23 protein-coding genes and 1 other RNA gene are annotated in these 25,457 nt (G+C 43.0%); 21 read left to right on the plus strand and 3 right to left on the minus strand.

What is annotated here, in order from left to right; all coding sequences use genetic code 11:
• The first annotated feature begins 15 nt into the window (after positions 1-15).
• The 14 genes from D6856_RS05890 (at position 16) to D6856_RS05955 (ending at position 14,123) form a co-directional block, all read left to right on the plus strand.
• Entirely contained in the window at positions 16-465 is a 450-nt protein-coding gene (locus D6856_RS05890) for a restriction endonuclease (protein WP_120686160.1), read from the plus strand.
• The gene (locus D6856_RS05895) at positions 462-1,286 is read left to right on the plus strand and encodes a DNA-3-methyladenine glycosylase family protein (protein WP_120686161.1); all 825 of its coding nucleotides are present in this window, start codon (positions 462-464) and stop codon (positions 1,284-1,286) included. The genes D6856_RS05890 and D6856_RS05895 overlap by 4 nt, the downstream gene beginning before the upstream one ends.
• A 33-nt stretch (positions 1,287-1,319) precedes the next feature.
• On the plus strand, positions 1,320-2,915 hold the full coding sequence (locus D6856_RS05900) for a xylulokinase (RefSeq protein ID WP_120686162.1): 1,596 nt from the start codon (positions 1,320-1,322) through the stop codon (positions 2,913-2,915).
• Between the two features lie 72 nt (positions 2,916-2,987).
• Positions 2,988-3,683, plus strand: coding sequence for an L-ribulose-5-phosphate 4-epimerase (locus tag D6856_RS05905; RefSeq protein WP_092246240.1), 696 nt, complete (start codon positions 2,988-2,990; stop codon positions 3,681-3,683).
• 117 nt (positions 3,684-3,800) lie between these two features.
• Positions 3,801-4,628: a transketolase gene (locus tag D6856_RS05910; protein WP_120686238.1), complete on the plus strand. Its 828-nt coding sequence runs from the start codon at positions 3,801-3,803 to the stop codon at positions 4,626-4,628.
• Complete coding sequence (locus D6856_RS05915) at positions 4,625-5,566, plus strand: transketolase family protein (RefSeq protein ID WP_092246237.1); 942 nt, start codon at positions 4,625-4,627, stop codon at positions 5,564-5,566. The genes D6856_RS05910 and D6856_RS05915 overlap by 4 nt, the downstream gene beginning before the upstream one ends.
• Positions 5,567-5,571: 5 nt before the next feature.
• Positions 5,572-6,225: a ribulose-phosphate 3-epimerase gene (gene rpe / locus D6856_RS05920; RefSeq protein ID WP_092246234.1), complete on the plus strand. Its 654-nt coding sequence runs from the start codon at positions 5,572-5,574 to the stop codon at positions 6,223-6,225.
• Between the two features lie 151 nt (positions 6,226-6,376).
• Positions 6,377-7,252 (plus strand): methionyl aminopeptidase, encoded by an 876-nt coding sequence (locus D6856_RS05925; RefSeq protein WP_092246231.1) that lies wholly within the window; start codon positions 6,377-6,379, stop codon positions 7,250-7,252.
• Between the two features lie 20 nt (positions 7,253-7,272).
• Positions 7,273-9,306: a methionine--tRNA ligase gene (gene metG / locus D6856_RS05930; protein WP_120686163.1), complete on the plus strand. Its 2,034-nt coding sequence runs from the start codon at positions 7,273-7,275 to the stop codon at positions 9,304-9,306.
• A gap of 66 nt (positions 9,307-9,372) precedes the next feature.
• Positions 9,373-10,320: an alpha/beta fold hydrolase gene (locus tag D6856_RS05935; RefSeq protein WP_092246225.1), complete on the plus strand. Its 948-nt coding sequence runs from the start codon at positions 9,373-9,375 to the stop codon at positions 10,318-10,320.
• Positions 10,321-10,372: 52 nt separating this feature from the next.
• Positions 10,373-10,810 carry a GNAT family N-acetyltransferase gene (locus D6856_RS05940; protein ID WP_092246402.1) on the plus strand — a complete coding sequence of 146 codons (438 nt, stop codon included), beginning with the start codon at positions 10,373-10,375 and terminating at the stop codon, positions 10,808-10,810.
• Positions 10,794-11,588 carry a YesL family protein gene (locus D6856_RS05945; RefSeq protein ID WP_158588844.1) on the plus strand — a complete coding sequence of 265 codons (795 nt, stop codon included), beginning with the start codon at positions 10,794-10,796 and terminating at the stop codon, positions 11,586-11,588. Before D6856_RS05940 ends, D6856_RS05945 begins: the two co-directional genes overlap by 17 nt.
• A 201-nt stretch (positions 11,589-11,789) precedes the next feature.
• On the plus strand, positions 11,790-12,899 hold the full coding sequence (locus D6856_RS05950; RefSeq protein WP_092246219.1) for an ABC transporter ATP-binding protein: 1,110 nt from the start codon (positions 11,790-11,792) through the stop codon (positions 12,897-12,899).
• A gap of 135 nt (positions 12,900-13,034) precedes the next feature.
• Positions 13,035-14,123: a PucR family transcriptional regulator gene (locus D6856_RS05955; protein WP_120686164.1), complete on the plus strand. Its 1,089-nt coding sequence runs from the start codon at positions 13,035-13,037 to the stop codon at positions 14,121-14,123.
• 48 nt (positions 14,124-14,171) lie between these two features.
• Here D6856_RS05955 and ffs read toward each other — a convergent pair.
• Positions 14,172-14,271, minus strand: an RNA gene (gene ffs / locus D6856_RS05960) — signal recognition particle sRNA small type.
• A 98-nt stretch (positions 14,272-14,369) separates the two neighbouring features.
• The gene (locus D6856_RS05965) at positions 14,370-14,780 is read right to left on the minus strand and encodes an RrF2 family transcriptional regulator (protein ID WP_120686165.1); all 411 of its coding nucleotides are present in this window, start codon (positions 14,778-14,780) and stop codon (positions 14,370-14,372) included.
• Between the two features lie 94 nt (positions 14,781-14,874).
• On the opposite strand from D6856_RS05965, the gene tadA reads away from it, so the two are divergent.
• The 7 genes from tadA to D6856_RS06000 all read left to right on the plus strand — a co-directional run bounded on the left by tadA (position 14,875) and on the right by D6856_RS06000 (position 24,622).
• Positions 14,875-15,438 (plus strand): tRNA adenosine(34) deaminase TadA, encoded by a 564-nt coding sequence (tadA, locus tag D6856_RS05970; protein WP_092246203.1) that lies wholly within the window; start codon positions 14,875-14,877, stop codon positions 15,436-15,438.
• Positions 15,439-15,464: 26 nt separating this feature from the next.
• A complete protein-coding gene (locus D6856_RS05975) occupies positions 15,465-17,006 on the plus strand; it encodes a DUF3502 domain-containing protein (RefSeq protein ID WP_092246200.1) in 1,542 nt (513 codons plus the stop codon).
• A gap of 98 nt (positions 17,007-17,104) precedes the next feature.
• Positions 17,105-19,393, plus strand: a complete 2,289-nt coding sequence (locus tag D6856_RS05980) for a hydratase (protein WP_120686166.1) — start codon at positions 17,105-17,107, stop codon at positions 19,391-19,393.
• Positions 19,394-19,410: 17 nt separating this feature from the next.
• Positions 19,411-20,982 carry a glycoside hydrolase family 9 protein gene (locus tag D6856_RS05985; protein WP_120686167.1) on the plus strand — a complete coding sequence of 524 codons (1,572 nt, stop codon included), beginning with the start codon at positions 19,411-19,413 and terminating at the stop codon, positions 20,980-20,982.
• Positions 20,983-21,055: 73 nt separating this feature from the next.
• Positions 21,056-21,850, plus strand: a complete 795-nt coding sequence (locus D6856_RS05990; protein ID WP_120686168.1) for an alpha/beta fold hydrolase — start codon at positions 21,056-21,058, stop codon at positions 21,848-21,850.
• 16 nt (positions 21,851-21,866) lie between these two features.
• On the plus strand, positions 21,867-23,384 hold the full coding sequence (locus tag D6856_RS05995; protein WP_243114041.1) for a Mur ligase family protein: 1,518 nt from the start codon (positions 21,867-21,869) through the stop codon (positions 23,382-23,384).
• Positions 23,385-23,416: 32 nt separating this feature from the next.
• Positions 23,417-24,622, plus strand: coding sequence for a D-alanine--D-alanine ligase family protein (locus D6856_RS06000; RefSeq protein WP_120686169.1), 1,206 nt, complete (start codon positions 23,417-23,419; stop codon positions 24,620-24,622).
• A gap of 95 nt (positions 24,623-24,717) precedes the next feature.
• Here the strand turns inward: D6856_RS06000 and D6856_RS06005 are convergent, their stop codons facing one another.
• Positions 24,718-25,446 carry a lysophospholipid acyltransferase family protein gene (locus D6856_RS06005; RefSeq protein ID WP_120686170.1) on the minus strand — a complete coding sequence of 243 codons (729 nt, stop codon included), beginning with the start codon at positions 25,444-25,446 and terminating at the stop codon, positions 24,718-24,720.
• Positions 25,447-25,457: the final 11 nt, after the last annotated feature.

Below are 25,457 nucleotides of genomic sequence, written 5' to 3' on the forward strand. Positions count from 1 at the left end.
CAAACGGAGAAATGTATGTCCAAAGAGTGGATAATATATGTGATAGTGGTGGTTGCGATCGTTTTGATCGCGGCTGCCATTGTCCGTTTTTTAAAAAAGGTTAGAATGAGGCCTCTTCCGATGGATGAAATGGAAGGGCATGATTTCGAATATTATTGTGCTGATCTTTTGAAAGCCAACGGTTTTGCAGAGGCTGTAGTTACCAAAGGAAGCGGAGATTTCGGGGCGGACATTCTTGCAGAGAAGGACGGCATTACATACGCCGTTCAGTGTAAGTGTTATGATAAACCTATCGGAGTCAAAGCGGTTCAAGAGGTGTATGCGGGCCGTGATTATTACGGCAAGATGGTCGGGGTGGTTATGACCAATCAGTATTTCACGCAGCCGGCGGTCGATCTTGCGCAGAAGCTTAACATAATGTTGTGGGACAGGGGTTACCTGGACAGTATGGATAAGGATAAATGAAGATAAAGATAGACGATGATTTTGATCTTGAAAAGATAGCCGAAAGCGGGCAGTGTTTTCGTTTTAATAAATGCGGAGACGGATACAGCGTTAACGCTTCGGACAAATATCTTTTTATAAAAGAACTTGCTTCTTGCGAGTATGAATTTGACTGTTCAAAAAAAGATTTCGAAGAGTTCTGGAAGAACTATTTCGATCTTGAAACTTCTTATAAAGATATAAGGGGACTGATAGACAAAAAGGATGAATATCTGAAAAGCGCCGCTGAGTACGGCAAGGGTATTCGTATTCTCAGACAGGATCCTTGGGAGATGCTGATCTCTTTTATCATCTCTCAGAGAAAAAACATTCCTGCGATCAAGGCTTCAATCGAGAAGCTGTGTGCACTTGCAGGAAAAAAGATTGGAACTGAAAAAAACGCCAATGGCGATAATATATATGCTTTTCCGACGCCGGGTGAGATAGCAAAGTTATCTGATAAAGAGCTTTCTTCCTGCGGGCTCGGGTATAGAGACAAGTACGTTAAGAAGGCTGCAAGTGATGTTCTGACAGGAGAAGCAGAGCTTTATAAGTGGCAGGATCTAACGGATGACGATCTGATGGAAAGGCTTCTGAAACTCTTTGGGGTTGGAGTTAAGGTGGCCAATTGTGAGATACTCTTTGGGTATCACAGATTGGATGCTTTCCCAAAAGATGTATGGATCAACAGAGTTTTGGAATTAAAATATCCAGAAGGCTTTAACTTTGACAGACACAAGCCTTATAATGGAGTAATGCAGCAATACCTGTTCTTTTATTCAAGAAGTAACGGGCTTGCGTAAGAAGGTATTTTATAGAAAAAAGGGGACCATAGTATGAGCAATATTAAAGAAGCTATTCAACAAGGAAAAACTTACCTAGGCATCGAGTTTGGATCAACCAGGATCAAAGCGGTGCTGACGGATGAAAATTACAACCCGATTGCTTCGGGTGGTCACAACTGGGAGAATCGTCTCGAGAACGGTGTGTGGACATACACTCTTGATGATGTTTGGGAAGGTCTCAAAGACTGCTATTCCAAGCTCGCAGCAGATGTGGCCAAGCAGTACGATGAAAAGCTTACCACAGTAGGTGCGATGGGCTTTTCAGCCATGATGCACGGATACATGGCATTTGATAAGAGCGGTGAACTTCTTGTTCCTTTCAGAACTTGGAGAAACACAATAACAGGTGAGGCATCCGATATCCTTACAGAGGAATTCGGATATCACATCCCTCAGAGATGGAGCATTGCTCATCTTTATCAGGCGATCCTTAACAAGGAACAGCATGTGTCTAAGGTTGATTTCTTTACGACACTTGCGGGCTACGTTCACTGGAAGCTTACCGGAGAAAAGGTTATCGGTGTAGGCGATGCTTCCGGAATGTTCCCCATTGATTCTTCCACGTGTGATTTCAATGCGGGAATGCTTGATAAGTTTGATGCTCTTATTGCTGATAAGAATTTCGGTTTCAAGATCAGGGATATTCTTCCCAAGGTTCTCGTAGCGGGAGAAGATGCGGGAACACTTACGGAAGAGGGCGCTAAGCTTCTCGATCCTACCGGAACTCTTAAAGCGGGAATTTCTGTATGTCCTCCCGAGGGTGATGCCGGAACAGGAATGGTAGCAACCAATTCAGTAGGAGTAAGAACAGGTAACATTTCAGCCGGAACTTCCGTATTTTCAATGGTTGTTCTTGAGCATGACCTTTCTAAGGCATATCCTGAGCTTGATCTTGTTACAACTCCTTCAGGTGAGCAGGTTGCCATGGTTCACTGCAACAACTGTACTTCCGATCTTAACGCATGGGTTTCTCTCTTTAGAGAATTTGCAAAAGATATCGGAAAAGAAGTTGACGATGATACTTTATACGGAACACTTTATCGCAAAGCGATGGAAGGTGATGCCGACTGCGGCGGACTTCTTTCTTATAACTATTTCTCGGGCGAGTCGATCACCGGATTTGATGAAGGAAGACCTCTTTTTGCAAGAAGACCTGATGACAAGTTCAATCTTTCAAACTTCATGAGAGCACATCTTTATACTGCACTCGGAGCACTTAAGATCGGAAACGATATTCTTACCAAGCAGGAGAATGTAAAGGCAGACTTCTTCTTTGGACAGGGCGGATTCTTCAAGATCAGAGGAGTTGGCGACAGAGTAATGGCAGCAGCATTGGATACACCTATCAAACTCATGGAGACTGCGGGAGAAGGCGGTCCTTGGGGTCAGGCAATCCTTGCCGGCTACATGAAGCAGAAGGCTGCAGGTGAGTCACTTGAGAAGTACCTCAGTGATAAGGTGTTTGTCGGTGGTAAGGTTGAGACATGCACTCCCGACAGCGCAGATGTTAAAGGCTTCGATGAGTTTATGAAGAACTACAATGCGGGTCTTGCTATTGAGAGAGCGGCAGTTGATTCATTGAAATAATTGATTAGTAAGTAGCAATATTTACGAAGAAACGTAGTCAGTAAAGCAATATAATATTATCGGAGAGTTGATATGCTTGAGGAATTAAAAAGAAAAGTTTACGAGGCAAATATTCTTTTGCCCAAATATAATCTTGTTACTTTCACATGGGGTAACGTAAGTGAGATTGACAGAGAGAGCGGTTTGTTTGTAATCAAACCCAGTGGAGTTGAGTACGATACCATGACTCCCGACGACATGGTGGTTATGAACCTTGACGGAGAGAAGGTTGAGGGTAAGCTCAATCCTTCATCCGACACGCCTACACACGTTGAACTGTACAAAGCATTTGCAGACATCGGCGGAGTGGTACACACTCATTCATCCTATGCTACAAGCTGGGCACAGGCAGGAAGATCAATCCCTTGCTACGGAACAACTCATGCAGATTACTTCCATGGAGAGATCCCTTGCGTAAGATGTCTTACCAAGGCTGAGATCGATGAGGCTTATGAGGCCAATACCGGTGTGCTTATTGCCACTGAGTTTGAGCGCATGGGCAAGAACCCTGTAGATGTTCCGGGCGTTCTTTGCAAGAATCACGGCGTATTCACATGGGGCAAGGATGCAATGGAAGCTGTTCACAACGCGGTTGTAACTGAAGAAGTTGCCAAGATGGCTTACAGATGTGAGGTTATCAATCCCAATGTTGAGGCGGCTCCAACTGAGCTTCAGGATAAGCATTATTACAGAAAACATGGTGCTAATGCATATTACGGTCAGAAGTAATAGTTTTTAAATTTAAAACTTAGGCAAAGTGTCTTATGGACTATGAATATAGCATGTGTTAAATTGTAAGTGCATTTTGTCTTTGAATTATACGGAAAGGAATTATTCATTATGGCTATGACCAATCAGGAACTACAAAAGACGGCTAATGAAGTCAGAAAAGACATAATCACAGCACTTCATGCAGCCGGAGCGGGACATCCGGGCGGATCCTTGTCCTCAACAGATATCTTTACATATTTGTACTTTGAGGAAATGAATGTTGACCCTAAGAACGTATCAGATCCTAACAGAGATCGCTTTGTTCTTTCAAAAGGACATTGCGCTCCCGGTCTTTATTCTGTAATGGCAGAGAAAGGCTATTTCCCCAAGGAGGAGCTTACTACTCTTCGTAAGCTTGGTTCAAGACTTCAGGGACATCCCAGTATGCAGTATCTTCCCGGACTTGATATGTCCAGCGGATCACTCGGACAGGGAATCTCTGCAGCATGCGGAATGGCACTGTCTGGAAAGATGGACAATAAGGATTTCAGAGTATACACACTTCTCGGAGACGGTGAGCTTCAGGAAGGTCAGGTTTGGGAGGCAGCAATGTTCGCAGGCTTCCGTAAGCTCGATAATCTTGTAGTTATCGTAGATAACAACAACCTTCAGATCGACGGACCTATCGACAAGGTATGTTCACCTTATCCTATTGATAAGAAGTTTGAATCTTTCAACTTCCATGTTATCAATATAGACGGTCACAACTTTGATGAGATCAGAGCTGCCTTCAAGGAGGCAAGAGAGACCAAGGGTATGCCTACTGCAATCATTTCCCACAGCGTTAAGGGTAAGGGCGTTTCCTTCATGGAGAACCAGGCAGGATGGCACGGCAAGGCTCCTAACGATGAGGAGTTTAAGCAGGCAATGGAAGAACTGGAAAGGATAGGTGCGTCAATATGAGCGATGTAAAGAAGATAGCAACAAGAGAAAGTTATGGTAATGCGCTTGCAGAGCTTGGAGATGAGTTCCCTAACCTTGTGGTTCTTGATGCTGACCTTGCGGCATCTACCAAGACTGCAGTATTTATGAAAAAGTTTCCTGAGAGACATATAGATTGCGGTATCGCTGAGTGTAACATGATGGGAATTGCGGCAGGTCTTGCTACAACAGGTAAGATTCCTTTCGTTAGTTCTTTTGCAATGTTCGCAGCAGGACGTGCTTTCGAGCAGGTTCGTAACTCAGTGGGATATCCTCACCTCAACGTTAAGATCGGCGGAACTCATGCCGGAATCACAGTTGGTGAGGATGGTGCCAGCCATCAGTGTAACGAGGATTTCGCTCTTATGAGTGTTATCCCCGGAATGGTTGTAATGTGCCCTGCAGATGATGTAGAAGCTAAGGCTTGCGTTCGCGCAGCACTTGAGCATGAGGGACCTGTATATATCAGATTCGGACGTGCGGCATGTAGCGTCATCAATGACAGACCCGATTACAAGTTTGAGATCGGTAAGGGATCGGTTATCAGAGAGGGTAAAGATGTAACAATCATCGCTACCGGAATCTGTGTTGATTCTGCTATCAGTGCAGCTGAGAAGCTTGCTGCTGACGGAATCTCAGCTGAGGTCATCAACATCTGCACAATTAAGCCTTTGGATAAGGATCTTGTTGTTGCATCTGCAAAGAAGACAGGCAAGGTAGTAACTGTTGAGGAGCATTCCGTTATCGGCGGACTCGGAAGTGCAGTATGTGATGCTCTTGCAGAGCTTGCACCTACACCTGTGAAGAAGCTCGGAATGCAGGATAAGTACGGCGAGTCAGGAACAGCAGGTGAGCTTGTTCACAAGTATGGACTCGACGGAGACGGCGTATATGCCTCAGTAAAGGAATTTCTTAAGTAAATAATATGAATATAATTTGTCCTTCAATTTTATCAGCTGATTTTGCAAGGCTTGGAGATCAGATTGCTGAAGTCGACAATGCCGGTGCAAAATATTTACACATTGATATTATGGATGGTGTGTTTGTACCATCTATTTCTATGGGTATGCCTGTTATTAAGTCAATCAGGCGTGTGACGGATTTGGTGTTTGACGTACATCTTATGATAGTCGATCCGATTCGTTACATAAAAGAAATTGCGGATTGTGGAGCTGATACAATCACATTTCATTATGAGGCGGCAGAAGATCCTAAGGCTGCGATCGACGAGATTCACAGCTGTGGCAAAAAAGCAGGTATAGCTATCAAGCCGGCAACACCGGTTTCCGAGATAGTACCGTACCTGGATGATGTCGAGATGGTTCTTATCATGACCGTTGAACCCGGGTTTGGAGGACAGAAACTGATTCCAAGCAGTTTCGATAAGATAAGAGAAGTCAGAAAGATCATAACTGACAGAAATCTTAATGTTGATGTCGAGGTTGACGGAGGTGTCTATACAAATAACGTCAAAGAGATTCTTGACGCGGGCGCCAACGTTATTGTATCGGGATCCGGAGTGTTCAAAGGAAATCCTTCCGAGAACGTTGCCGAATTCAGACGTATCCTCGGCGTATAATAACAAACGCGGCGACAGAAAGCTCATGTGCATGGCACATGGGCTTTCTTTTTTTGTAATCCCCCGTAAATACTGCGTGTCAGTTGACATTTGGAATTCGAAAAGGCATACTATATTTGTTAAATTATCGAAAAAAATAAGAAGGTCACCAATGTATAAGAAAATGGAGAGAAATGAGCCTTGTTGGTGCGGAAGCGGCAAAAAGTACAAAGCTTGTCATGCCGCATTTGACGACAAGATCATTAATTTTGAACGTCAAGGGTTTATAGTGCCCGACAGAAGTCTTTTGAAGACAGCAGAAGATATAGAAGGAATCAAGAAGAGTGCGGTTATAAATATGGCGGTTCTCGATGAGATAGCAGAGAAGATACATGCCGGAATGAGCACTCAGGAAATAGATGACATAGTCTATAACACAACTACCAAGATGGGAGGAATTCCCGCAGATCTTAACTACGAAGGATTTCCCAAGAGTGTGTGCACTTCTATCAATGAAGAAGTGTGTCATGGAATCCCGTCAGAGGATATCATCCTTAAAGACGGAGATATCATCAACGTAGATTGCTCCACAATTTTAAACGGTTATTATTCAGATTCTTCACGAATGTTTTGCATAGGAGAAGTTTCACCCGAGAAACAGAGGCTGGTAGATGTTACCAAAGAGTGTCTTGAGGAAGGACTTAAGGCAGTTAAGCCATGGACACCTATCGGAGATATGGGACATGCGGTTCACCAACATGCCCTTAAGAACGGCTATACCGTAGTCAGAGAGATAGGCGGACACGGATGCGGCAAAGACTTCCATGAAGAGCCTTTTGTAAGTTATGTCAGCAGGCCCGGTACCGGAATGCTCATGGTACCAGGTATGGTATTTACTATAGAGCCGATGGTCAACATGGGAAAACAGGAAATATTTATAGACGAAGAAAATGATTGGACAGTGTACACAGCAGATCTCAAGCCTTCAGCTCAGTGGGAAGTTGAACTTCTTGTTACCGAGACAGGTTATGAGCTTTTATGCTGGTGATAAACGGGAAGGAAATATAGATGCAGAATAAGGGAAAATATTATATTACAACAGCTATCGCGTACACATCGGGTAAGCCTCATATCGGAAACAGCTATGAGATAGTGCTTGCCGATGCCATCGCAAGATATAAGAGATGCGACGGATTTGATGTTCATTTCCAGACGGGATCCGATGAGCACGGACAGAAGATCGAGACAAGAGCGATCGAGGCGGGATGCGCTACTCCCAAGGAGTTCGTAGACCAGGTTTCCGATACCATCAAGGGTCTTTGGAATCTCATGGACACTTCATATGACAGATTTATCCGCACAACTGATGATGATCATGTTAAGCAGGTTCAGAAGATCTTCAAGAAGTTCTATGATCAGGGAGATATTTATAAGGGATCATATAAGGGAATGTACTGTACTGAGTGTGAGGCTTTCTATACCGAGTCTCAGCTTGTTGACGGTAAGTGTCCCGAGTGTGGAGGCCCCGTTCATCCTGCAGAAGAAGAGGCTTATTTCTTCAAGATGAGTAAGTATGCCGACAGACTTATCGAGCATATCAACACCCATCCCGAGTTCATTCAGCCTGTGGCAAGAAAGAATGAGATGATGAACAACTTCCTTCTTCCCGGACTTCAGGATCTGTGCGTTTCCAGAACATCATTTAAGTGGGGCATCCCTGTAGATTTTGATGACAAGCATGTCGTTTACGTATGGCTTGATGCTCTTACAAACTATATAACAGGTATCGGATACGATGCGGACGGCAACAGCTCGGAAGATTACAAGAAGTGGTGGCCCGCAGATCTTCACCTTATCGGAAAAGATATTATTCGTTTCCATACGATTTATTGGCCTATTTTCCTTATGGCACTTGGCGAGCCCCTTCCCAAGCAGGTCTTCGGACATCCTTGGCTTCTTCAGGGCGGCGAGAAGATGAGTAAGTCAAAAGGAAACGTTATCTACGCTGATGACCTTGTAAGTCTTTTCGGAGTAGATCCCGTTAGATATTTCGTTCTTCATGAGATGCCTTTTGATAACGACGGTGTCATCACTTGGGAGCTCTTGGTTGAAAGATTTAATTCAGATCTTGCCAACACTCTCGGAAACCTTGTAAACAGAACAATCGCCATGACCAACAAATATCTTGGCGGAGTAGTTGCCGACAAGGGTGTAACCGAGGCGGTTGACGATGACCTCAAGGCTGTTGTTACAGGTTGCTATGACAAGGTTGAGAAGAAGATGGATGAGCTCAGAGTAGCGGATGCACTTACCGAGATATTCACTCTCTTCAAGAGATGCAATAAATATATCGATGAGACTGAGCCATGGATCCTTGGAAAAGACGAGGCCAAGAAGGACAGACTTTCAACAGTTCTTTATAATCTTGTTGAGTCCATTTCTATCGGAGCGGCTCTTCTTGATCCGTTTATGCCTGAGACAGCTCAGAAGATAATTGAGCAGCTTTCGGCACCCAAGAGAGATTTCGATACTCTCGGAACTTTCGGATTGTATCAGAGCGGCAACAAGGTAGCGGAAACTCCCGAGATGCTCTTTGCTCGTAAGGATCTCAAGGAGGTTCTTGAGAAGGCAGCTGAGATCACCAAGAAGCAGAAAGAGGATTTTGAGGAATCTCAGAGAAAGGCAGCGGAGAACCTTGCAAAAGCAGGACTTGCACCCGCTCCCGTAAAAGCAGAAAAAGATTCGGATGAAGAAGGAATAGATATTCCGGCTAAGGACGAGATCACTTTTGATCAGTTCGGAGCAATGCAGTTCCAGGTCGGAGAGATCATTAAGTGTGAAGCTGTAGAGAATTCCAAGAAACTTCTCTGCTCACAGGTTAAGATCGGAAGTCAGATCAGACAGATTGTTTCGGGAATCAGGAAGTACTATACTCCCGAAGAGATGGTAGGCAAGAAGGTAATGGTTTTGGTCAATCTTAAACCCGCCAAGCTTGCAGGGGTAATGTCGGAAGGAATGCTTCTTTGCGCAGAAGATGCAGAGGGTAATCTTGCTCTTATGACTCCTGAAAAAGAGATGCCGTCCGGAGCAGAAATCTGTTAATTCCGTGCAATATTTGTAGTAAAATATAAATAGGCAGAAAACATAATATATGTGGAGGGATTTCTTATGGTGCGCAAAGAGGAACTGACTTACAAATCAAGAGACAGACAGACCATGCTACACGCTATCAGATGGATTCCTGAAGGAGAACCTGTTGCTATTTTACAGATTATCCATGGAATGCAAGAGTATATCGATCGCTATGATGAGTTTGCTCGTTTTATGGCAGAAAAGGGCATTCTTGTAATGGGTAACGATCACCTCGGACATGGCGGTTCTGTAACAGAGAAAAAGGGTACTTACGGCTATTTTTGTAAGAAGGATCCCGCCACTGTTCTCGTGCGAGATGCGCACAGACTTAAGAAGATGACACAGGAAGATTATCCAGGAGTACCGATTTTTATTCTCGGACATAGCTTCGGTTCTTTCATTGCAAGAGAGTATATTACCAGATACGGAACAGGAATAAAGGGTGCCATTATTCAGGGAACCGCATTTACTCCACAAGGCACGCTCAATTTTACGAAGTTCCTTGTTAATGTGATATCTCTTTTCATGGGTGATAAGTATCGCTCATCACTTATAAACGGGATGGCTTTTAAGGGCTACCTTAAGAATATTCCCGGCGCTAAGAGTAAATTTGATTGGCTTTCACATAACGAAGAAAGCATTCAAAAATATGAGAAGGATCCCGCATGTAATTTTGTGTTTACCATGAATGGTTTCAAAACCATGGCTGAGCTTCTTAAGAGGATTCAGGATACCGACAAGATGGAGGATATTCCCAAGAATCTTCCGATTCTCATAACAGCCGGAAAAGAAGATCCGGTGGGAGGATACGGAGAAGCACCCGAGAAGCTTTGCGGTATTTACAAGACTCAGCTTCAGATCAAGGATGTTGAGCTTAAGCTTTACGACGGAATGCGCCATGAGCTTCAGCAGGAGATCGGAAGAGAAAAAGTATTCGAAGATCAGTATGCATGGATCCAAAAGGTGCTTAACGGTGCAGGTTGATACTTCTAAAGTAATCGTAAGATGCGCATATAATTCAGATTGGGATGGGGCGATGAAACTTGCGTGGAATACATTTGCAAGATTCGACGCCCCTGATTATTCACGCGAAGGAATAGATAATTTCCGCAATTTTGTCACGGACGAGACACTTCATCAGATGTTTCTCGCAGGACACTATCAGCTTTTTGTGGCAGTTATGGACGGAAAGTACCTCGGAATGCTATCGCTGAGGGAGAAAAAACACATATCGCTTTTGTTTGTTGATGGGGAATGCCATGGCAACGGAATTGGCACTGCCCTTATTAAATTTGTGGCAAGATACGCCGCGACCGAAGAAGGAATCAATACGCTGACTGTTAATTCTTCACCTTTCGCCGTAGAGTTTTATCACTCGATGGGCTTTACGGATATCAGAGGGGAGACAGAAGCAGACGGCATTAGATTTACACCAATGGAATTGAGGATTAATGATTATGGGAAGATTTTTTGACATTGACAGTCCTATAATGAGAGGACTTACAAGACTTGCTGATGTAATGTGGCTCAATATTCTTACACTTATATTTGCGTTACCGCTTATAATCGAGCAGTATGTTTTTCTCGGAGCCGGAGTCATCATGCCGCTTCTGACGGAGGGAGCAAAGTTTGATTTTGACCTCTTTTTGAGCAGTCTTTTATGGGCGTGGATTTTTGGAATAATCTGTTCGGCAATTTTGGGACCCGCATGTACGGCAATGCATTATGTGCTTCTTAAGATGGTAAGAGACGAAGACAGCTATATTACTAAGTCTTACTTCAAATCTTTTAAAGAGAATTTCAAACAGGGTATCATTCTTCAGATCATCAAGTTTGCAGTAGGCGGTATGCTTGTTCTTGATTACTTTATTGCAAGAAAATGGAACACGATATACGCATACGTTGTTATCGGAATGGGAATCATACTCTATATTGCATCGCTTTATATATTCCCTATTTTGTCCAGATTTGAGAACAAGACGAGAACGACAATAAAGAATTCTTTCCTTATGGCCATTCTTGCTCTTCCCAGATCTTTCGCGATGACGGTTATATCACTTATGCCGGTGCTCGTGCTTTACTTCTTTGATCTTAAGGCGCTTCCGCTTCTTATTATCATCGGATTCGCGGGACCCAGTTATGTAAACGCAATGCTTTACAGCAAAACATTCAAAAGATTCGAACCCGAGGAAGAAAATCTTTCAGAGGAAGAAGAGCTTAATAATGCGATAAAGAAGCTCGATGAAGAGTAAACGAAATACCGATATACAAGATGCCGAAGAATTTTATAATTCTTCGGCATCTTCACAAAAAAATAAAAGATTTTATTTTCAAGTAAGCACATTGGCCAACGAATCGGGAAATATTTGTTGAATTAGTGAATAGTCAACAAAGAGAGTGATAGCTATACTTTATTCTAGTATTAAAGATATACACAGGAGGAATTAAAAGATATGGCTAGTTTATCACTTGAGCACATTGATAAAATTTATCCTAACGGCTTCCATGCTGTTAAAGATTTCAATCTTGAGATTCAGGATAAAGAGTTTATTATTTTCGTTGGACCTTCAGGATGTGGAAAGTCAACAACACTTCGTATGATCGCAGGACTTGAGGATATCTCTTCAGGTACACTTAAGATCGGCGACAGAGTTGTTAACGATGTAGAGCCTAAGGACAGAGATATCGCGATGGTATTCCAGAACTACGCTCTGTATCCCCACATGACTGTATATGATAACATGGCATTCGGCCTTAAGCTTAGAAAGGTTCCTAAGCAGGACATCGACAAGATGGTTAGAGAAGCTGCTAAGATCCTTGACCTTGAGAAGCTCCTTGATCGTAGACCTAAGGCTCTTTCAGGTGGACAGAGACAGCGTGTTGCTATGGGACGTGCTATCGTTCGTAACCCTAAGGTATTCCTTATGGACGAGCCTCTTTCAAACCTTGATGCTAAGCTTCGTGTACAGATGAGAACAGAGATTGCTAAGCTTCACCAGAGACTTGGCACAACAATCATCTACGTTACACATGACCAGACAGAGGCTATGACTCTTGGTACAAGAATCGTAGTTATGAAGGACGGTGTTGTTCAGCAGGTTGATACACCTCAGAACCTTTATGATAAGCCTTGCAACCTCTTCGTTGCAGGATTCATGGGATCACCTCAGATGAACTTCCTTGATGCTGAAGTTGTAGTTGACGGTGACAAGGCTAGCCTCAGCATTGCAGGTCAGCAGATCGAGCTTCCTCCTGCAAAGGCTAAGAAGGTTATCGATGGCGGTTATGCAGGAAAGACTGTTACATTCGGTATCCGTCCTGAGGACGTTGATGATTCAGAGATGGTTGTTAGCACATCTAAGGCTGTATTTGAGTCAACAATCAACGTATACGAGCTTCTTGGTGCAGAAGTTTATCTGTACTTTGATCTTGCTCAGTTCCCTATCACTGCAAGAGTTGATTCTCGTACAACAGCAAGACCCGGTGATAAGGTTAAGTTTGCTTTCGATGTTGAGAAGATCCACATCTTCGACAAAGAGACAGAGCAGACAATCACAAACTAATAAATGTTTATTCAAGGAGCCGCGCAGCTGCGCGGCTCTTTTTTTCATCACAATGCAGGTGGAGTAATGCCTGTGCGGTAATATGTGCTATACTTAAAATGCATATAGTTTTTTCTGTTAGGAAGGAGCAGGCAGATGATCACATCTCAGACAATTAAAGGGAGCATAGAAGAATTAAGCGCTATCACCAAAGTCGACCTTTGCGTTCTTGATCTTGGAGGAACAACGGTTGCATCAACAGGTGATAAAGAGTTTTTGGATGCCTCCATAATAACAAGCTTTGCCAACTCTCCCGTGGATTCACAGGTAATCGGAGATATTCATCTATTCAAGATTCTGGATGACGGAGATCCGCTCTATATTTTGCTTGCCATTGGTGACAGTGAGCACGCATACATGGTTGGAAAGATTGCGGTAAGCCAGCTTCAGGCGCTTGTTCTTGCATATAAAGAGAGATATGACAGGAACAATTTTTTCCAGAATCTCTTGCTTGATAATATGCTTCTTATAGATGTGTATAACAGAGCCAAGAAACTCAAGATAGAAGTATCTGTCCCGAGGGTAATAATACTTGTTGAAACTAAAAGGGTTCAGGACAGCAATATGCAGGAGCTTCTCTCCAGCATGTATGCTCCGCATTCGGGAGACTATGTTACCGCAGTGGATGAGAACAGCGTTATCCTGGTCAAGGCACTTTCAGAAGGGGAGGACTATGATGACATAAATGAAGTGGCAACGACGATTGTTGACATGATGAATACCGAAGCGATGCTGAACGTAAGAGTTGCTTACGGAACCATCGTAAAAGAAATAAAAGACCTTAGTAAATCTTATAAAGAAGCTAAGATGGCACTAGAAGTCGGAAAAATTTTCTACGCCGAGAACAGAGTAAATGCGTATAACACGCTTGGAATAGGAAGACTTATTTACCAGCTTCCCGAGAGCCTTTGCAAGATATTCATCGATGAGATTTTCGGAGATAAGAATATCTATGACGATCTTGACGATGAGACGCTTGGTACAATAAACAAATTCTTTGATAATAATCTGAATGTGTCAGAGACTTCAAGACAGCTCTTTGTTCACAGAAATACTCTTGTGTATAGGATTGAAAAACTTGAAAAGAGTTCGGGGCTTGATGTAAGAAAGTTCGAGGATGCGCTTACCTTTAAGATTGCGCTTATGGTACTCGGATATATGAAATATCTGGAAAACAGACGCTGAGAATAAAAAAAGGCGGTTCTGTGAGGGATACATGCACGTTGACTCCGGCAGGACCAGGCACCCTTACAACACATGAAAGGTTCTGCTTAGTGCTGCTTCGTTCCCGACCTGACACGGTTCGCAGATTTTCATTGCATAAGACCCGATCTTGCACAAAGGACTGCTACATGCACCCTTCACAAAACCGCTTTTTTACTATACTTTTTTTTGAAAAGATTGTCAATTATAAGTGATGATGCGATACGGTCACTTTTGTCCCAAGAGATCTGCAAGGCTAAAGCTGTCAACGTATTTGTTGATCGCATCGTCAAGACCCTTCCAGAATTCAATGGTATGACATGAAGCTGAAAGAGGACAGTTTAAACCGTCTTCACCTGCAGAGCAGGAAACCGGGTTCAGAGTACCTTCCATGACCCTTAATATCTCGCCGACGTTATATTCGGAAGGGTTCTTGGCAAGACGATGACCGCCGCTGCCTCCGCGCATACTTTCAAGGTATCCGGCTTTTTTAAGACCGGAAACAATCTGTTCAAGATATTTAATTGTTATATTCTGCCTCTGAGCGATATCTTTGAGGGCAATGAATTCGCCGTTGCTATTGGTGGCGAGATCAATCATGACTCTCAGAGCATATCTTCCTTTGGTGGATATTTTCATTTATAAACCTCGAAATAAATATTTGCTATAATAAGATGATTAAATATAATAACAAAAATAAAAAAGAAATACTACCATTTTGGTATGAAAAGATATGAAGCAGGAAAAAAGTAAGGAAAACAAGATAAAACCGCGCTCCAAGGCGGAAAAAGAGAGTAAGCTTTCACCTGAAGAGTTACTTGATATCAAGTATATGAAGGCGGCGCTCGCGCAAGCCAAGAAAGCATATAACCTCGGTGAGGTTCCGATCGGATGCGTTATAGTATATGAAGGAAAAATAATAGGCCGGGGCTACAACAGAAGAAATACGGACAAAACGCCGCTTGCACACGCGGAGATATCCGCAATAAAAAAGGCGGTTAAATTCATGGGAGACTGGCGACTTGAGGGATGCAAGCTGTATGTCACGCTTGAGCCGTGTCAGATGTGCTCCGGAGCAATAGTTCAGTCAAGAATTCCGGAAGTTATAATGGCTGCAGTCAATCCCAAGGCAGGGTGTGCGGGTTCTGTCATGGATATTTTGAACAATCCGGATTTTAATCATCAGGTCCTTGTTAAAAAAGGAATATTGCAGGAAGAATGCAGTGAATTATTAAAGAAATTTTTTGCCGAACTACGAATCAGAAACAAGGCTGAAAAAGAAAAAAAGACTACTTAAGCATAGAATGATGAGGGGACGCTTTAGTGAAGAAGAAAATTACGGCGATAATCATAATGATGTCAATGCTTCTGATGTGCTTATCCTGCGCATCTCATAAGAAGTATGATCTTGATGAGTGCTATGAGGGGATAGACATTTCAGGTAAGCCGGTTACGATAACATATCTTACCATCGGTGATAAGCCTACCAACGGAATGACCGAGAAGGTTGTCGATGAGCTTAATAAGATTTTATTAAAAAAGGCCAATGCCAAGCTTGATATATATTATGTCGCTTGGGATGATTATCTTAATAATTATAACAGCGCTCTTTCTATGGATGGAGAAGACATAGATCTTGTAGGAACCGGCAGCGACTGGCTCGATGCCTGGCCTAATGTTTTAAACGGCAATTTCATGCCACTTTCCAAGGAACTATTGCAGACATATTGCCCCAGAACTTATGCGGAAGTATCTGACAAAGATTGGGACTATTGTTCTTATAATGACAAAATATATCTCATCCCCGAAAATGAATATACGCAGTGGACTAACCATGGATTCATTTACAGAGAAGATATTTCAAGAGAAGCCGGTATCGGCGCTATCAATAGCTGGAACGATCTCGATTCTTATTTTAAATATATAAGAACGACAAGACCCAGGATGGTTCCCTGGGATGCTGACGGAAAGAGTACCATACACGCACTTGGTTATCTTATGTCCGTAAGGCAGTATGTTCCTATATATGAGCTTGGAACATACGGAGTATGGGGAGCGTATTCGATCGATCCGGGAAGAATAGTTTCTCCTTATTATGAAGGAGAGTCATTTATTTCTTTTGCCAGACTTATGAAATCGTGGGATACGATAGGTGTCTGGAGAGAGGATCTTAACTACGCAGGAAAGAACGAAGATGAGTTTTATGCGGGCGAAACAGCGGTAATTCAGCATCATACTCAGAATTTCTACACTATAATAAAGCCCAACATGGAAATCGTTAAACCTGAGGCCAGGACCAAGTTCTTTTACTTTGGAGAAGAGAACGGAAATCTTGTTAAGACAAGTATTCTGCACGGCGCCGTGGGAATAAGCTCAAGGTCCAAGAATCCTGAGAGAGCACTTATGGTATACGATATTCTTCGAAATGATGAAAAGTGCTACAGGCTTATGAACTATGGTATAGAAGGCGTTCAGTACATCATAAATAAAGACGGAATGTTAGAGAAGCCGAGCGGATACAATGATGAGAGAGACGGAATCGTGACCAACTTCTGGTGGGGCAGAAGAGATGATTATGAGATCAAAAATTCATCTTATGCTTGGGAAGATTACGATGAGCTTGTCGCTAATTATGACGTCATAGCCAAAGATTATCCGTGGGACAGAGTGTCTTTTTCCAAACCGGAGATAAATGAAAAGATTCAGGGAGTCATGAAGGTCTGTGACAAATATGTTCCGCTTATCGCTTACGGTCAGTATGAAGCAACGCCCGAAGAAGAAGTAAGAATTTTCAGAGAAGAGCTTAAAGCCGCAGGGATAGAGGAAATTACGGCAGAACTTCAGAAGATTTTGGATTCTGATTAAAAAATATCCTACCAACAAAGAGGAATCTATGATAAAATAGCGCCTGTGAAATTGTATACATGTATAGCGCTTCGAATTACTAGGCAGGAGGAATGGCAATGGTAACAACATTCGACACAGGCTGTTATCTTTTAAACGGTAACACGATCGTTCCCGATGACGCGGAGGCACAGGCACTTCTCGCATCCAAGGGAGTTAATGCAACTAAAGAACAGGCTAAAGAGAATACTATCGCTTACGGAATCTTAAAAGCACATAACACATCCGGAAACATGGATAAGCTGTGCGTTAAGTTTGATAAGCTTACTTCTCATGATATTACTTATGTAGGAATCATTCAGACAGCGAGAGCTTCAGGACTTGAGAAGTTTCCTATTCCTTATGTACTTACCAACTGTCACAATTCACTTTGTGCGGTAGGCGGTACGATCAATGAAGACGATCACGTATTTGGTCTTACGGCTGCTCAGAAATACGGCGGAATCTATGTTCCTCCTCACCAGGCGGTTATTCACCAGTACGCAAGAGAAATGCTCGCTTCAAGCGGCAGCATGATCCTCGGATCCGATTCACATACAAGATACGGTGCACTCGGTACAATGGCTATCGGAGAAGGTGGTCCCGAGCTTGTTAAGCAGCTTCTTGGACAGACATACGATGTTGATATGCCCGGTGTAGTTGCCATTTATCTTGAGGGAACACCTAAGAAGGGTGTAGGTCCTCAGGACGTTGCACTTGCCATTATCGGTAAAGTATTTGCAAGCGGCTATGTAAAGAATAAAGTTATGGAGTTTGTAGGCCCCGGTGTCAAGAACCTGAGCGCAGACTTCAGGATCGGCGTAGATGTAATGACAACAGAGACAACATGTCTTTCATCTATCTGGCAGACAGACGAAGCTATCAAGGAGTTCTACGATATCCACGGAAGAATCGGAGAGTACAAAGAACTTAAGCCCGGCGATGTAGCATATTACGACGGACTCGTTAAGGTTGATCTTGATAGCCTTAATCCTATGATCGCTATGCCTTTCCATCCCAGCAATGTTTATGAGATCGAAGAGGTTAACAGAAACGCTGCGGACATTCTCGCAGACGTTGAGAAGAGAGCTAAGGTCAGCTTCGGCGACAGCGTAGATTTCTCTCTTCAGAACAAGCTTAAAGACGGCAAGTTCATGGTAGATCAGGGTATCATCGCAGGTTGTGCCGGCGGTGGATTTGAGAATATCTGTGCGGCAGCCGACATCCTTAAGGGACACTTTATCGGAAACGACAGATTTACACTCAGCGTATATCCTGCTTCAACTCCTATATTTATGGAGGTTGTTAAGAACGGCGCGGCAGCAGCGATCCTTGAGTCAGGTGCTATCCTCAAGACAGCATTCTGCGGACCTTGCTTTGGTGCAGGTGACACACCTTCCAACAACGCATTCAGTATCAGACATTCAACAAGAAACTTCCCTAACCGTGAAGGCTCTAAGGTTCAGAACGGTCAGGTTGCTTCAGTTGCACTTATGGATGCAAGATCTATCGCAGCAACAGCAGCAAATAAGGGTGTTCTTACTCCCGCTACTGCTTTTGACGGCGAATTCAATAAATACACATATCACTTTGACAGTGAGATCTACAAGAACCGTGTATTTGATTCTCACGGTGTTGCAGATCCTTCAGTTGAGCTTCAGCTCGGTCCCAACATTAAGGACTGGCCTAAGATGTCAGCTCTTCCTGAGAACCTTGTTCTCAAGGTTGTTTCAGAGATCCACGATCCTGTTACAACAACCGATGAGCTTATTCCTTCAGGAGAGACATCATCATACAGATCCAATCCTCTCGGACTTGCTGAGTTTACCCTTTCAAGAAAAGATCCTGCTTACGTAGGACTTGCAAAAGAAGTAAGAGCAGCTCAGGATGCTCTTGTAGACGGAAAAGATCCTATTGAAGCGGTTAATGAACTTGGAGACGTAATGGCTGTTATCGGCAAGGAATTTGCTGATGTCAACAACTCCAATGTTGGATTTGGTTCAACGATCTTTGCGGTTAAGCCGGGTGACGGTTCAGCCAGAGAGCAGGCAGCTTCTTGTCAGAAGGTGCTCGGCGGATGGGCTAATATCGCCAACGAGTATGCTACAAAGAGATATCGTTCCAACCTTATTAACTGGGGAATGCTTCCCTTCATCATTGATGCGGGAGAGCTTCCGTTTAAGAACAAAGACTATATCTTTTTCCCGGGAATCAGGAATGCGGTTATAAATAAGAGCGAGACAATTAAGGCATATGCCGTAGCAGACGGTAAGATGAAAGAGTTCACCTTAAAGCTCGGTAACCTCACAGACGACGAGAGACAGATCATTCTCGACGGATGCCTTATTAACTTCAATCGTGTTAAATAAGGGGACTATAGATTAATATGTTTTCTGTTATGAGAGGGAAGAACAGAATAATAATTATGGGCATTGTATTGTCCGTTTTGGGAAGCGTCGCAGGCTGCGGCGCTTCTTCTGCTGAAAAGCCGGTGGATATTTCCGATATTGCACCCTTTGTTCAGGGGAATTCAGAAGAGGTGGGATATGAAGTACCTATCCAGACGCCGAATATCCTGATAGATCAAAACGGGTTCAGGCCGGAGGATGACAAGGTTGCTGTTTTCAGAGGAAAAGAGCTTCCCGAAACATTTTTTGTTTACGATGCGGACAAGAAAAAACCCGTCTATGAAGGTAAATTGGTAAAAGCAGGTTATGACTCCGATCTTTCTGAGAATACCGCAATAGGATATTTTACCGACGTCAAGGAAGAGGGTAGGTATTATCTTTATGCCGACATAGTCGGAGAGTCGTATGCATTTACAATATCCGAAGACGTACTTGAAGAAGTATTCACGGAAGCGTGCAAGAAGTTTTATGTAAACAGGTGCGGAATAGCGCTTTCTGAGGAGTATGCCGGTGAGAACGCACACAGTGCTTGTCACACTGCACTTGCTCATCTTCAGGAAAATATGCAGACCGAACTTGATGTTACGGGCGGATGGCATATGAATGAAATGGCGGACAGAGATGCCGTGCTCGGATGCAAGATAGCCGAGGATTTTCTTCTGGCCTTTGAGATGAACGGAGCTGCTTTTTCGGATGATATGGGGATTCCGGAGAGCGGAAATGCCATTCCCGATATTTTGGATGAAGTAAAGTATGAAGCAGACTGGCTTCTTAAGATGCAAGATCCCAAGACCGGAGGCGTATACGGAGCGGCTGTGACAGACAGCTCCAAGGGCGGAGAGCTTTTCACCTATCCTGTCTACGTGACGCCTATCTCGATGGAAGCTACGATCGGATTTGCTTCTACGATGGCAAAATTTAGTTACATTTATCAGCAATATGATCCGGGCTATGCCACAACCTGCCTTAAGGCAGCCGACAGAGCATGGACGTGTTATTTCAACAATCAAAAAAGCGGCGACAGCACAGCAGCATTCAAGGCGGCAGCACAGTTGTTCAGAGCAACGGGAAGCGAAAGATACGAGGATGTATTAAATCTTTATTTTTCAAAGAATGATTTTGAAAAGCTCTTTGATGAAGATGAGGATGTTTTCCTTGGCAGCGTGACATATCTTTCCACAAGCCAGAATGTTGATGTTAACAGGTGTGGCGTGCTTATGAAGATGCTTATGAAGAAATCTGAGAAGATTGCAAGCGATGCATCGCAGTCTTCTTACCTCGTTACCAAAGTCGGTGAGGAAGACTTTATAAAAATGTTGTATGATATGCGGTGTTTGTCGGTGACAGACCACATAATATATAACCATGAATACACAACGATAATAGAAAATCATGTTCATTATCTTATGGGAATGAACCCGGAAGCGATGAATTATGTGACCGAGGGCACTGAGAGAACATTTATTGATGATGAAGAAAAGATGGGTATCATGAACGATCCTCAGAAGGATGCACTTTTTATCTTTATGCTGGGCGTCCTCAGACAGTAAAGCACATTTTGCCATGTGTAGGGCATTGATGCGGATTGATTGCGCTTTGACGCGGTGATATAGTGGTGATGATATGAATGTAAAAATAGGCGATCTTAATATCAATTACATAGAAGAAGGAAGCGGAACACTGCTTATTATGCTTCACGGCTGGGGTTCCAACATTGAGCTATTTAAAGGAGTCGTGAACTTTGCCAAGAAGGGATATCACGTTGTAGCAATGGATATGCCGGGCTTTGGAAAAAGTGATGAACCTGCGGAGCCGATGAATGTAGATGCTTACGTTTCCTTTGTTCTTGATTTCATAAAAGAGCTGTATCCCGAGGAAAAAGAGATTATTTTTCTTGGACATTCGATGGGCGGAAGGATAATAATCAAGCTTGCTTCAGGCATCAATGAAGGAAGGATAAAAACAGATTTTTCCATCCCTAAGATAATACTTACAGATTCTGCGGGAGTTATTCCCGTTAAAACTGCCGCGCAGAAAAAGAAAAGCAGCAGATATAAGTTTTACAAGAACCTCATTACAAAGAGTGGTCTTATAAAGATATGGCCGGGAGCGATGGATAAGCTTCAGAAGAAGTTCGGAAGCGCAGATTATGCGGCGGCTTCACCTGTCATGAGAAAGAGTCTTGTCATGGCGGTTAACGAAGATATGACTCCTTATATGCCTGCTGTTACGCAGCCCGTCCTTCTTATCTGGGGAGATGCGGATACGGCGACACCTCTTTCCGACGGAAAGAAGATGGAAGAGCTTATGCCGGATGCGGGACTTGCGGTTATTAACGGTGCGGGACATTATTCGTTCCTTGATAATCTGTACGCATATAACAAGATTTTGGGAAGCTTTTTGGGAATCAAGATGTAAGTAGAATTGAGGATAGATGATGAATATAGCGATCATTGTTTTGCCGGCCGTTTTATATATAGCGGCAGCGGTACTGGGACTTAGATATTACACGCACATGTTGCAGCTTTCAAGCTATCAGTTTCAGGGATATTTTAGATCTTTAAGAAATGCGATCACCAATCATGGGCCTATATATGCTGCGTTGATGCCGTATATTCCAAAGCCCGCAAAGAAAAAGTTTGTAGTAACGGATAGGGTTAAGAGACTGTTTGTAACTTATGGTCTTATATTTGCTTTATTCCTTATCATCGGAGGAGTGTGCGTAAAATCTTCTGCATCCGGAAAGATCGTACTTCTGATATTGCTTGGTATCTACATCGTACTTCTTTCGCTTGTAGTTGCGCTTGCAAATCTTATAAACAAGCCTGTTGAAAAGAGAATCTCAAATTGGTTTATAGATGATGCGAAGCGCATCCTTAAGGAACACGAAGGCCTTAGGATAATCGGTATAACAGGAAGCTTTGGTAAGACAAGCGTTAAGTATTATCTGACCACTCTTTTGTCTGAGAAATACAGAGTACTTATGACGCCCGAGAGCTTTAATACGCCGATGGGAATCGTAAGGACCATAAGAGAGAAGATGCAGCCTACTCACGAGATATTTGTTTGTGAGATGGGGGCAAGACATCTTCATGATATAAAAGAGATAACGGATATCGTTCATCCTGATGACGGAATCCTCACATCAATAGGATATCAGCATCTTGAGACGTTCCATTCTCTTGAAAATATAGTAAGTACCAAATATGAGCTTTTGGACGCCGTAGAAGAGAAGGCGGCCGATAAAGGCGGTGAGCATCTTAAGTTCGTAAACGGCGATAATGAGATAATTAGAGCCAACATGAAATATAAAGATGCGATTACATACGGTTTGTCTGAAGGAAACGACTTCAGAGCAACCGACATCAAAGTTACGAGCGCGGGAACCACATTTACGGTTACGACACCGGACGGAGAGAGCGGCGAGTTTAATACCAAGCTGGTAGGACGCCACAACGTAGAGAATATCATGGGAGCCATCGCTGCAGCATATAAGATGGGTGTTCCTATGAACAAGCTTAAGATGGGTGTAAGACGTATTCAGTCTGTTCCTCACAGATTAGAGCTTGTTAAGCACGGTGCGGTTTCAATATTGGATGACGCATATAACTCCAATCCAAACGGAGCCAAGGTTGCGCTTGAGACTCTTGATCTTTTCGAAGGCAAGGTGAAGATCCTTGTTACTCCCGGAATGGTTGAGCTCGGAGAAAAAGAGGATGAGTACAACAAGGCTTTTGGCGAGCAGGCTGCCAAGGTTTGCGATTATATAATTCTTGTAGGAGAAGCAAATACAAAGGCTATCAAGAAGGGTGCTGAGGAAGTCGGATTTTCTACAGACAAGCTCTTTGTAAAGAATTCTCTTAATGAAGCAACAAAGCTTATGTACGAGCTTGAAGCGGGAAAAGAAAAGGTTATTCTTCTTGAGAACGACCTTCCCGATAACTATACATGATAATGGTGATTTGAGACGAAAGAGGACATACTATGAAACTTAAAGTAGCGGTTTTATTCGGCGGAAAAAGTACAGAACATGAGATTTCTATTATCTCTGCAATCCAGGCAATAGGAAGCATGAACAAGGATAAGTATGATATTATTCCTGTTTACATGACCAAGAACAATGATTTTTATGTGGGTGAGAGTATCGGAAATATCGAAGAGTACACTCATATTTCGGATCTTCTTAAAAAGAGCACACAGGTTATCTGGGTAAAAGAAAAAGATAAAGTTTCTCTCGTTAGATACCCCATGAAAAAGTTCGGAAATAGTGTAATTACAACTGTTGATGTGGCGTTCCCTATTGTTCACGGAACAAATGTTGAGGACGGAAATCTTCAGGGCTATCTTGCGACGATGGGACTTCCCGTTGTCGGATGTGATGTTCTTTCATCCGCAGTCGGAATGAATAAGTATGTTATGAAGACAGTGCTTAAGGACAACAATATTCCCGTTCTTGATTGTAAGTGCTACACATGGGTTGACTATGAGGATGTTGATGCACTTATAGCTAAGATAGAAGCAGCATTTAAATATCCCGTTATCATAAAGCCCATCAATCTCGGATCAAGTATCGGAATCAAGAAGGCATCTGACAGAGAGGGACTTGTTGAAGCGCTCGAGCTTGGTTTTGAGTTTTCAAAAAAGATCCTTGTTGAGCCCGCAATTGAGAACCTTAAGGAGATCAACTGCTCGGTTCTTGGTGACTATGAAGAGGCTGAGGCTTCCGAGTGCGAGGAACCTATCAACTCAGATGAGATCCTTTCTTTTGAAGATAAGTATATCGGCGGAGCCAAGGGAAGTGCCAAGGGAGCCAAGTCATCAGGCAGTGAAGGAATGGCTTCTCTTAAAAGAAAAATCCCTGCAGACATCTCCGATGAGATGAGAGATAAGATCAGAACAATGGCAGTAGAAGCATTCAAGTGCCTTGGATGCAGCGGTGTATCAAGAATCGATTTCATGATCGATATGGACAATAACAACGTTTACCTCAACGAGATAAACACTATTCCCGGATCACTTGCTTTCTACCTCTGGGAGCCTCTTGGAATGAAGTACGAGCATCTTCTCGATAATATGATCGATCTCGCGCTCAAGGCAGACAGAGAAAACCACAAGGTTGTTTACTCATTCGAGACTAACGTCCTTGAAGGTGTTAAGCTTGGCGGCGGATCAAAGGGAAGTAAGATGTGATCCGGTAAGTTGTATAAAGATATAATAAAAGCGGACATGTAAACCGGTTACATGTCCGCTTAAATGATTAATTACATTTTGCTTAAGTACAGTTATTACTTTTCGTTTTTAATATAAGTCTTTTCGATTATGTCCTTTACATAAACATCGATATTCCTCTGATCTTCTTTTTCAAGTTCATTTAAATAAACCGGAGGACAATACTCGATAGTAACGTGTGTAGCCTTAAGGAACGGCATATGATTTTCGAAGATGTCTCTTGAGTGATTGATTACAACAGGTACAATGGGACATCCCGATTTCTGTGCGATCTTAAAGCTTCCTTTGTGAAAATCAAGAACGGGAGCATCCGTTGTGTTTCTCGTTCCCTCAGGGAAGATAAAGATTGAGATACCGTTTTTAACCTTATCGATCGCGGAAAGAACCATCTCAAGGCCTTTTCTGAGATCTTTTCTGTCAAGGAACAGGCAATCAAGAAATACCATCCAAAAGCCCAGAATCGGAACCTTTTTAATAACATCCTTGGATATGAAGCCTGTGGGCCCCGGAACTCTTGGGTATGTAAGAACGATGTCGAAATAGCTTCTGTGGTTACCTACATAGAGAACAGCCTTGTCCTTGGGGACGTTCTCTTCACCGATAACCGTCTGCTTAATACCGCAGATAAATATGATACATCTGAAAGCCCAACTTACAATTGCAAGTGAGGCTGTCTTTACAAGCTGTGGATTAAATATCTTAATGATCAGCAAAACAAGCTGTATCGGGATGCTGAAAATAAGAAATATAACAATAAATAAAAGCGTTAAAACTAAGCGAATCATTTAAACCTCTT

Origin of the sequence: Butyrivibrio sp. XB500-5, from assembly GCF_003625505.1 — a bacterium.
In the GTDB taxonomy this organism is placed as follows: domain Bacteria; phylum Bacillota; class Clostridia; order Lachnospirales; family Lachnospiraceae; genus Butyrivibrio.

Excerpts from the sequence above, each read along its gene's own strand:
- D6856_RS05980 (WP_120686166.1), top strand. The coding sequence starts at position 17,105 with ATGGTAACAACATTCGACACAGGCTGTTATCTTTTAAACGGTAACACG.
- D6856_RS05890 (WP_120686160.1), top strand. The coding sequence starts at position 16 with ATGTCCAAAGAGTGGATAATATATGTGATAGTGGTGGTTGCGATCGTT.
- D6856_RS05945 (WP_158588844.1), top strand. The coding sequence starts at position 10,794 with ATGGGAAGATTTTTTGACATTGACAGTCCTATAATGAGAGGACTTACA.
- D6856_RS05940 (WP_092246402.1), top strand. The coding sequence starts at position 10,373 with ATGAAACTTGCGTGGAATACATTTGCAAGATTCGACGCCCCTGATTAT.
- D6856_RS05990 (WP_120686168.1), top strand. The coding sequence starts at position 21,056 with ATGAATGTAAAAATAGGCGATCTTAATATCAATTACATAGAAGAAGGA.
- D6856_RS05935 (WP_092246225.1), top strand. The coding sequence starts at position 9,373 with ATGGTGCGCAAAGAGGAACTGACTTACAAATCAAGAGACAGACAGACC.
- D6856_RS05925 (WP_092246231.1), top strand. The coding sequence starts at position 6,377 with ATGTATAAGAAAATGGAGAGAAATGAGCCTTGTTGGTGCGGAAGCGGC.
- tadA (WP_092246203.1), top strand. The coding sequence starts at position 14,875 with ATGAAGCAGGAAAAAAGTAAGGAAAACAAGATAAAACCGCGCTCCAAG.
- D6856_RS05905 (WP_092246240.1), top strand. The coding sequence starts at position 2,988 with ATGCTTGAGGAATTAAAAAGAAAAGTTTACGAGGCAAATATTCTTTTG.
- metG (WP_120686163.1), top strand. The coding sequence starts at position 7,273 with ATGCAGAATAAGGGAAAATATTATATTACAACAGCTATCGCGTACACA.
- D6856_RS05955 (WP_120686164.1), top strand. The coding sequence starts at position 13,035 with ATGATCACATCTCAGACAATTAAAGGGAGCATAGAAGAATTAAGCGCT.
- D6856_RS05950 (WP_092246219.1), top strand. The coding sequence starts at position 11,790 with ATGGCTAGTTTATCACTTGAGCACATTGATAAAATTTATCCTAACGGC.
- rpe (WP_092246234.1), top strand. The coding sequence starts at position 5,572 with ATGAATATAATTTGTCCTTCAATTTTATCAGCTGATTTTGCAAGGCTT.
- D6856_RS05910 (WP_120686238.1), top strand. The coding sequence starts at position 3,801 with ATGACCAATCAGGAACTACAAAAGACGGCTAATGAAGTCAGAAAAGAC.
- D6856_RS05995 (WP_243114041.1), top strand. The coding sequence starts at position 21,867 with ATGATGAATATAGCGATCATTGTTTTGCCGGCCGTTTTATATATAGCG.
- D6856_RS05965 (WP_120686165.1), bottom strand. The coding sequence starts at position 14,780 with ATGAAAATATCCACCAAAGGAAGATATGCTCTGAGAGTCATGATTGAT.
- D6856_RS06000 (WP_120686169.1), top strand. The coding sequence starts at position 23,417 with ATGAAACTTAAAGTAGCGGTTTTATTCGGCGGAAAAAGTACAGAACAT.
- D6856_RS05900 (WP_120686162.1), top strand. The coding sequence starts at position 1,320 with ATGAGCAATATTAAAGAAGCTATTCAACAAGGAAAAACTTACCTAGGC.
- D6856_RS06005 (WP_120686170.1), bottom strand. The coding sequence starts at position 25,446 with ATGATTCGCTTAGTTTTAACGCTTTTATTTATTGTTATATTTCTTATT.
- D6856_RS05895 (WP_120686161.1), top strand. The coding sequence starts at position 462 with ATGAAGATAAAGATAGACGATGATTTTGATCTTGAAAAGATAGCCGAA.
- D6856_RS05915 (WP_092246237.1), top strand. The coding sequence starts at position 4,625 with ATGAGCGATGTAAAGAAGATAGCAACAAGAGAAAGTTATGGTAATGCG.
- D6856_RS05985 (WP_120686167.1), top strand. The coding sequence starts at position 19,411 with ATGTTTTCTGTTATGAGAGGGAAGAACAGAATAATAATTATGGGCATT.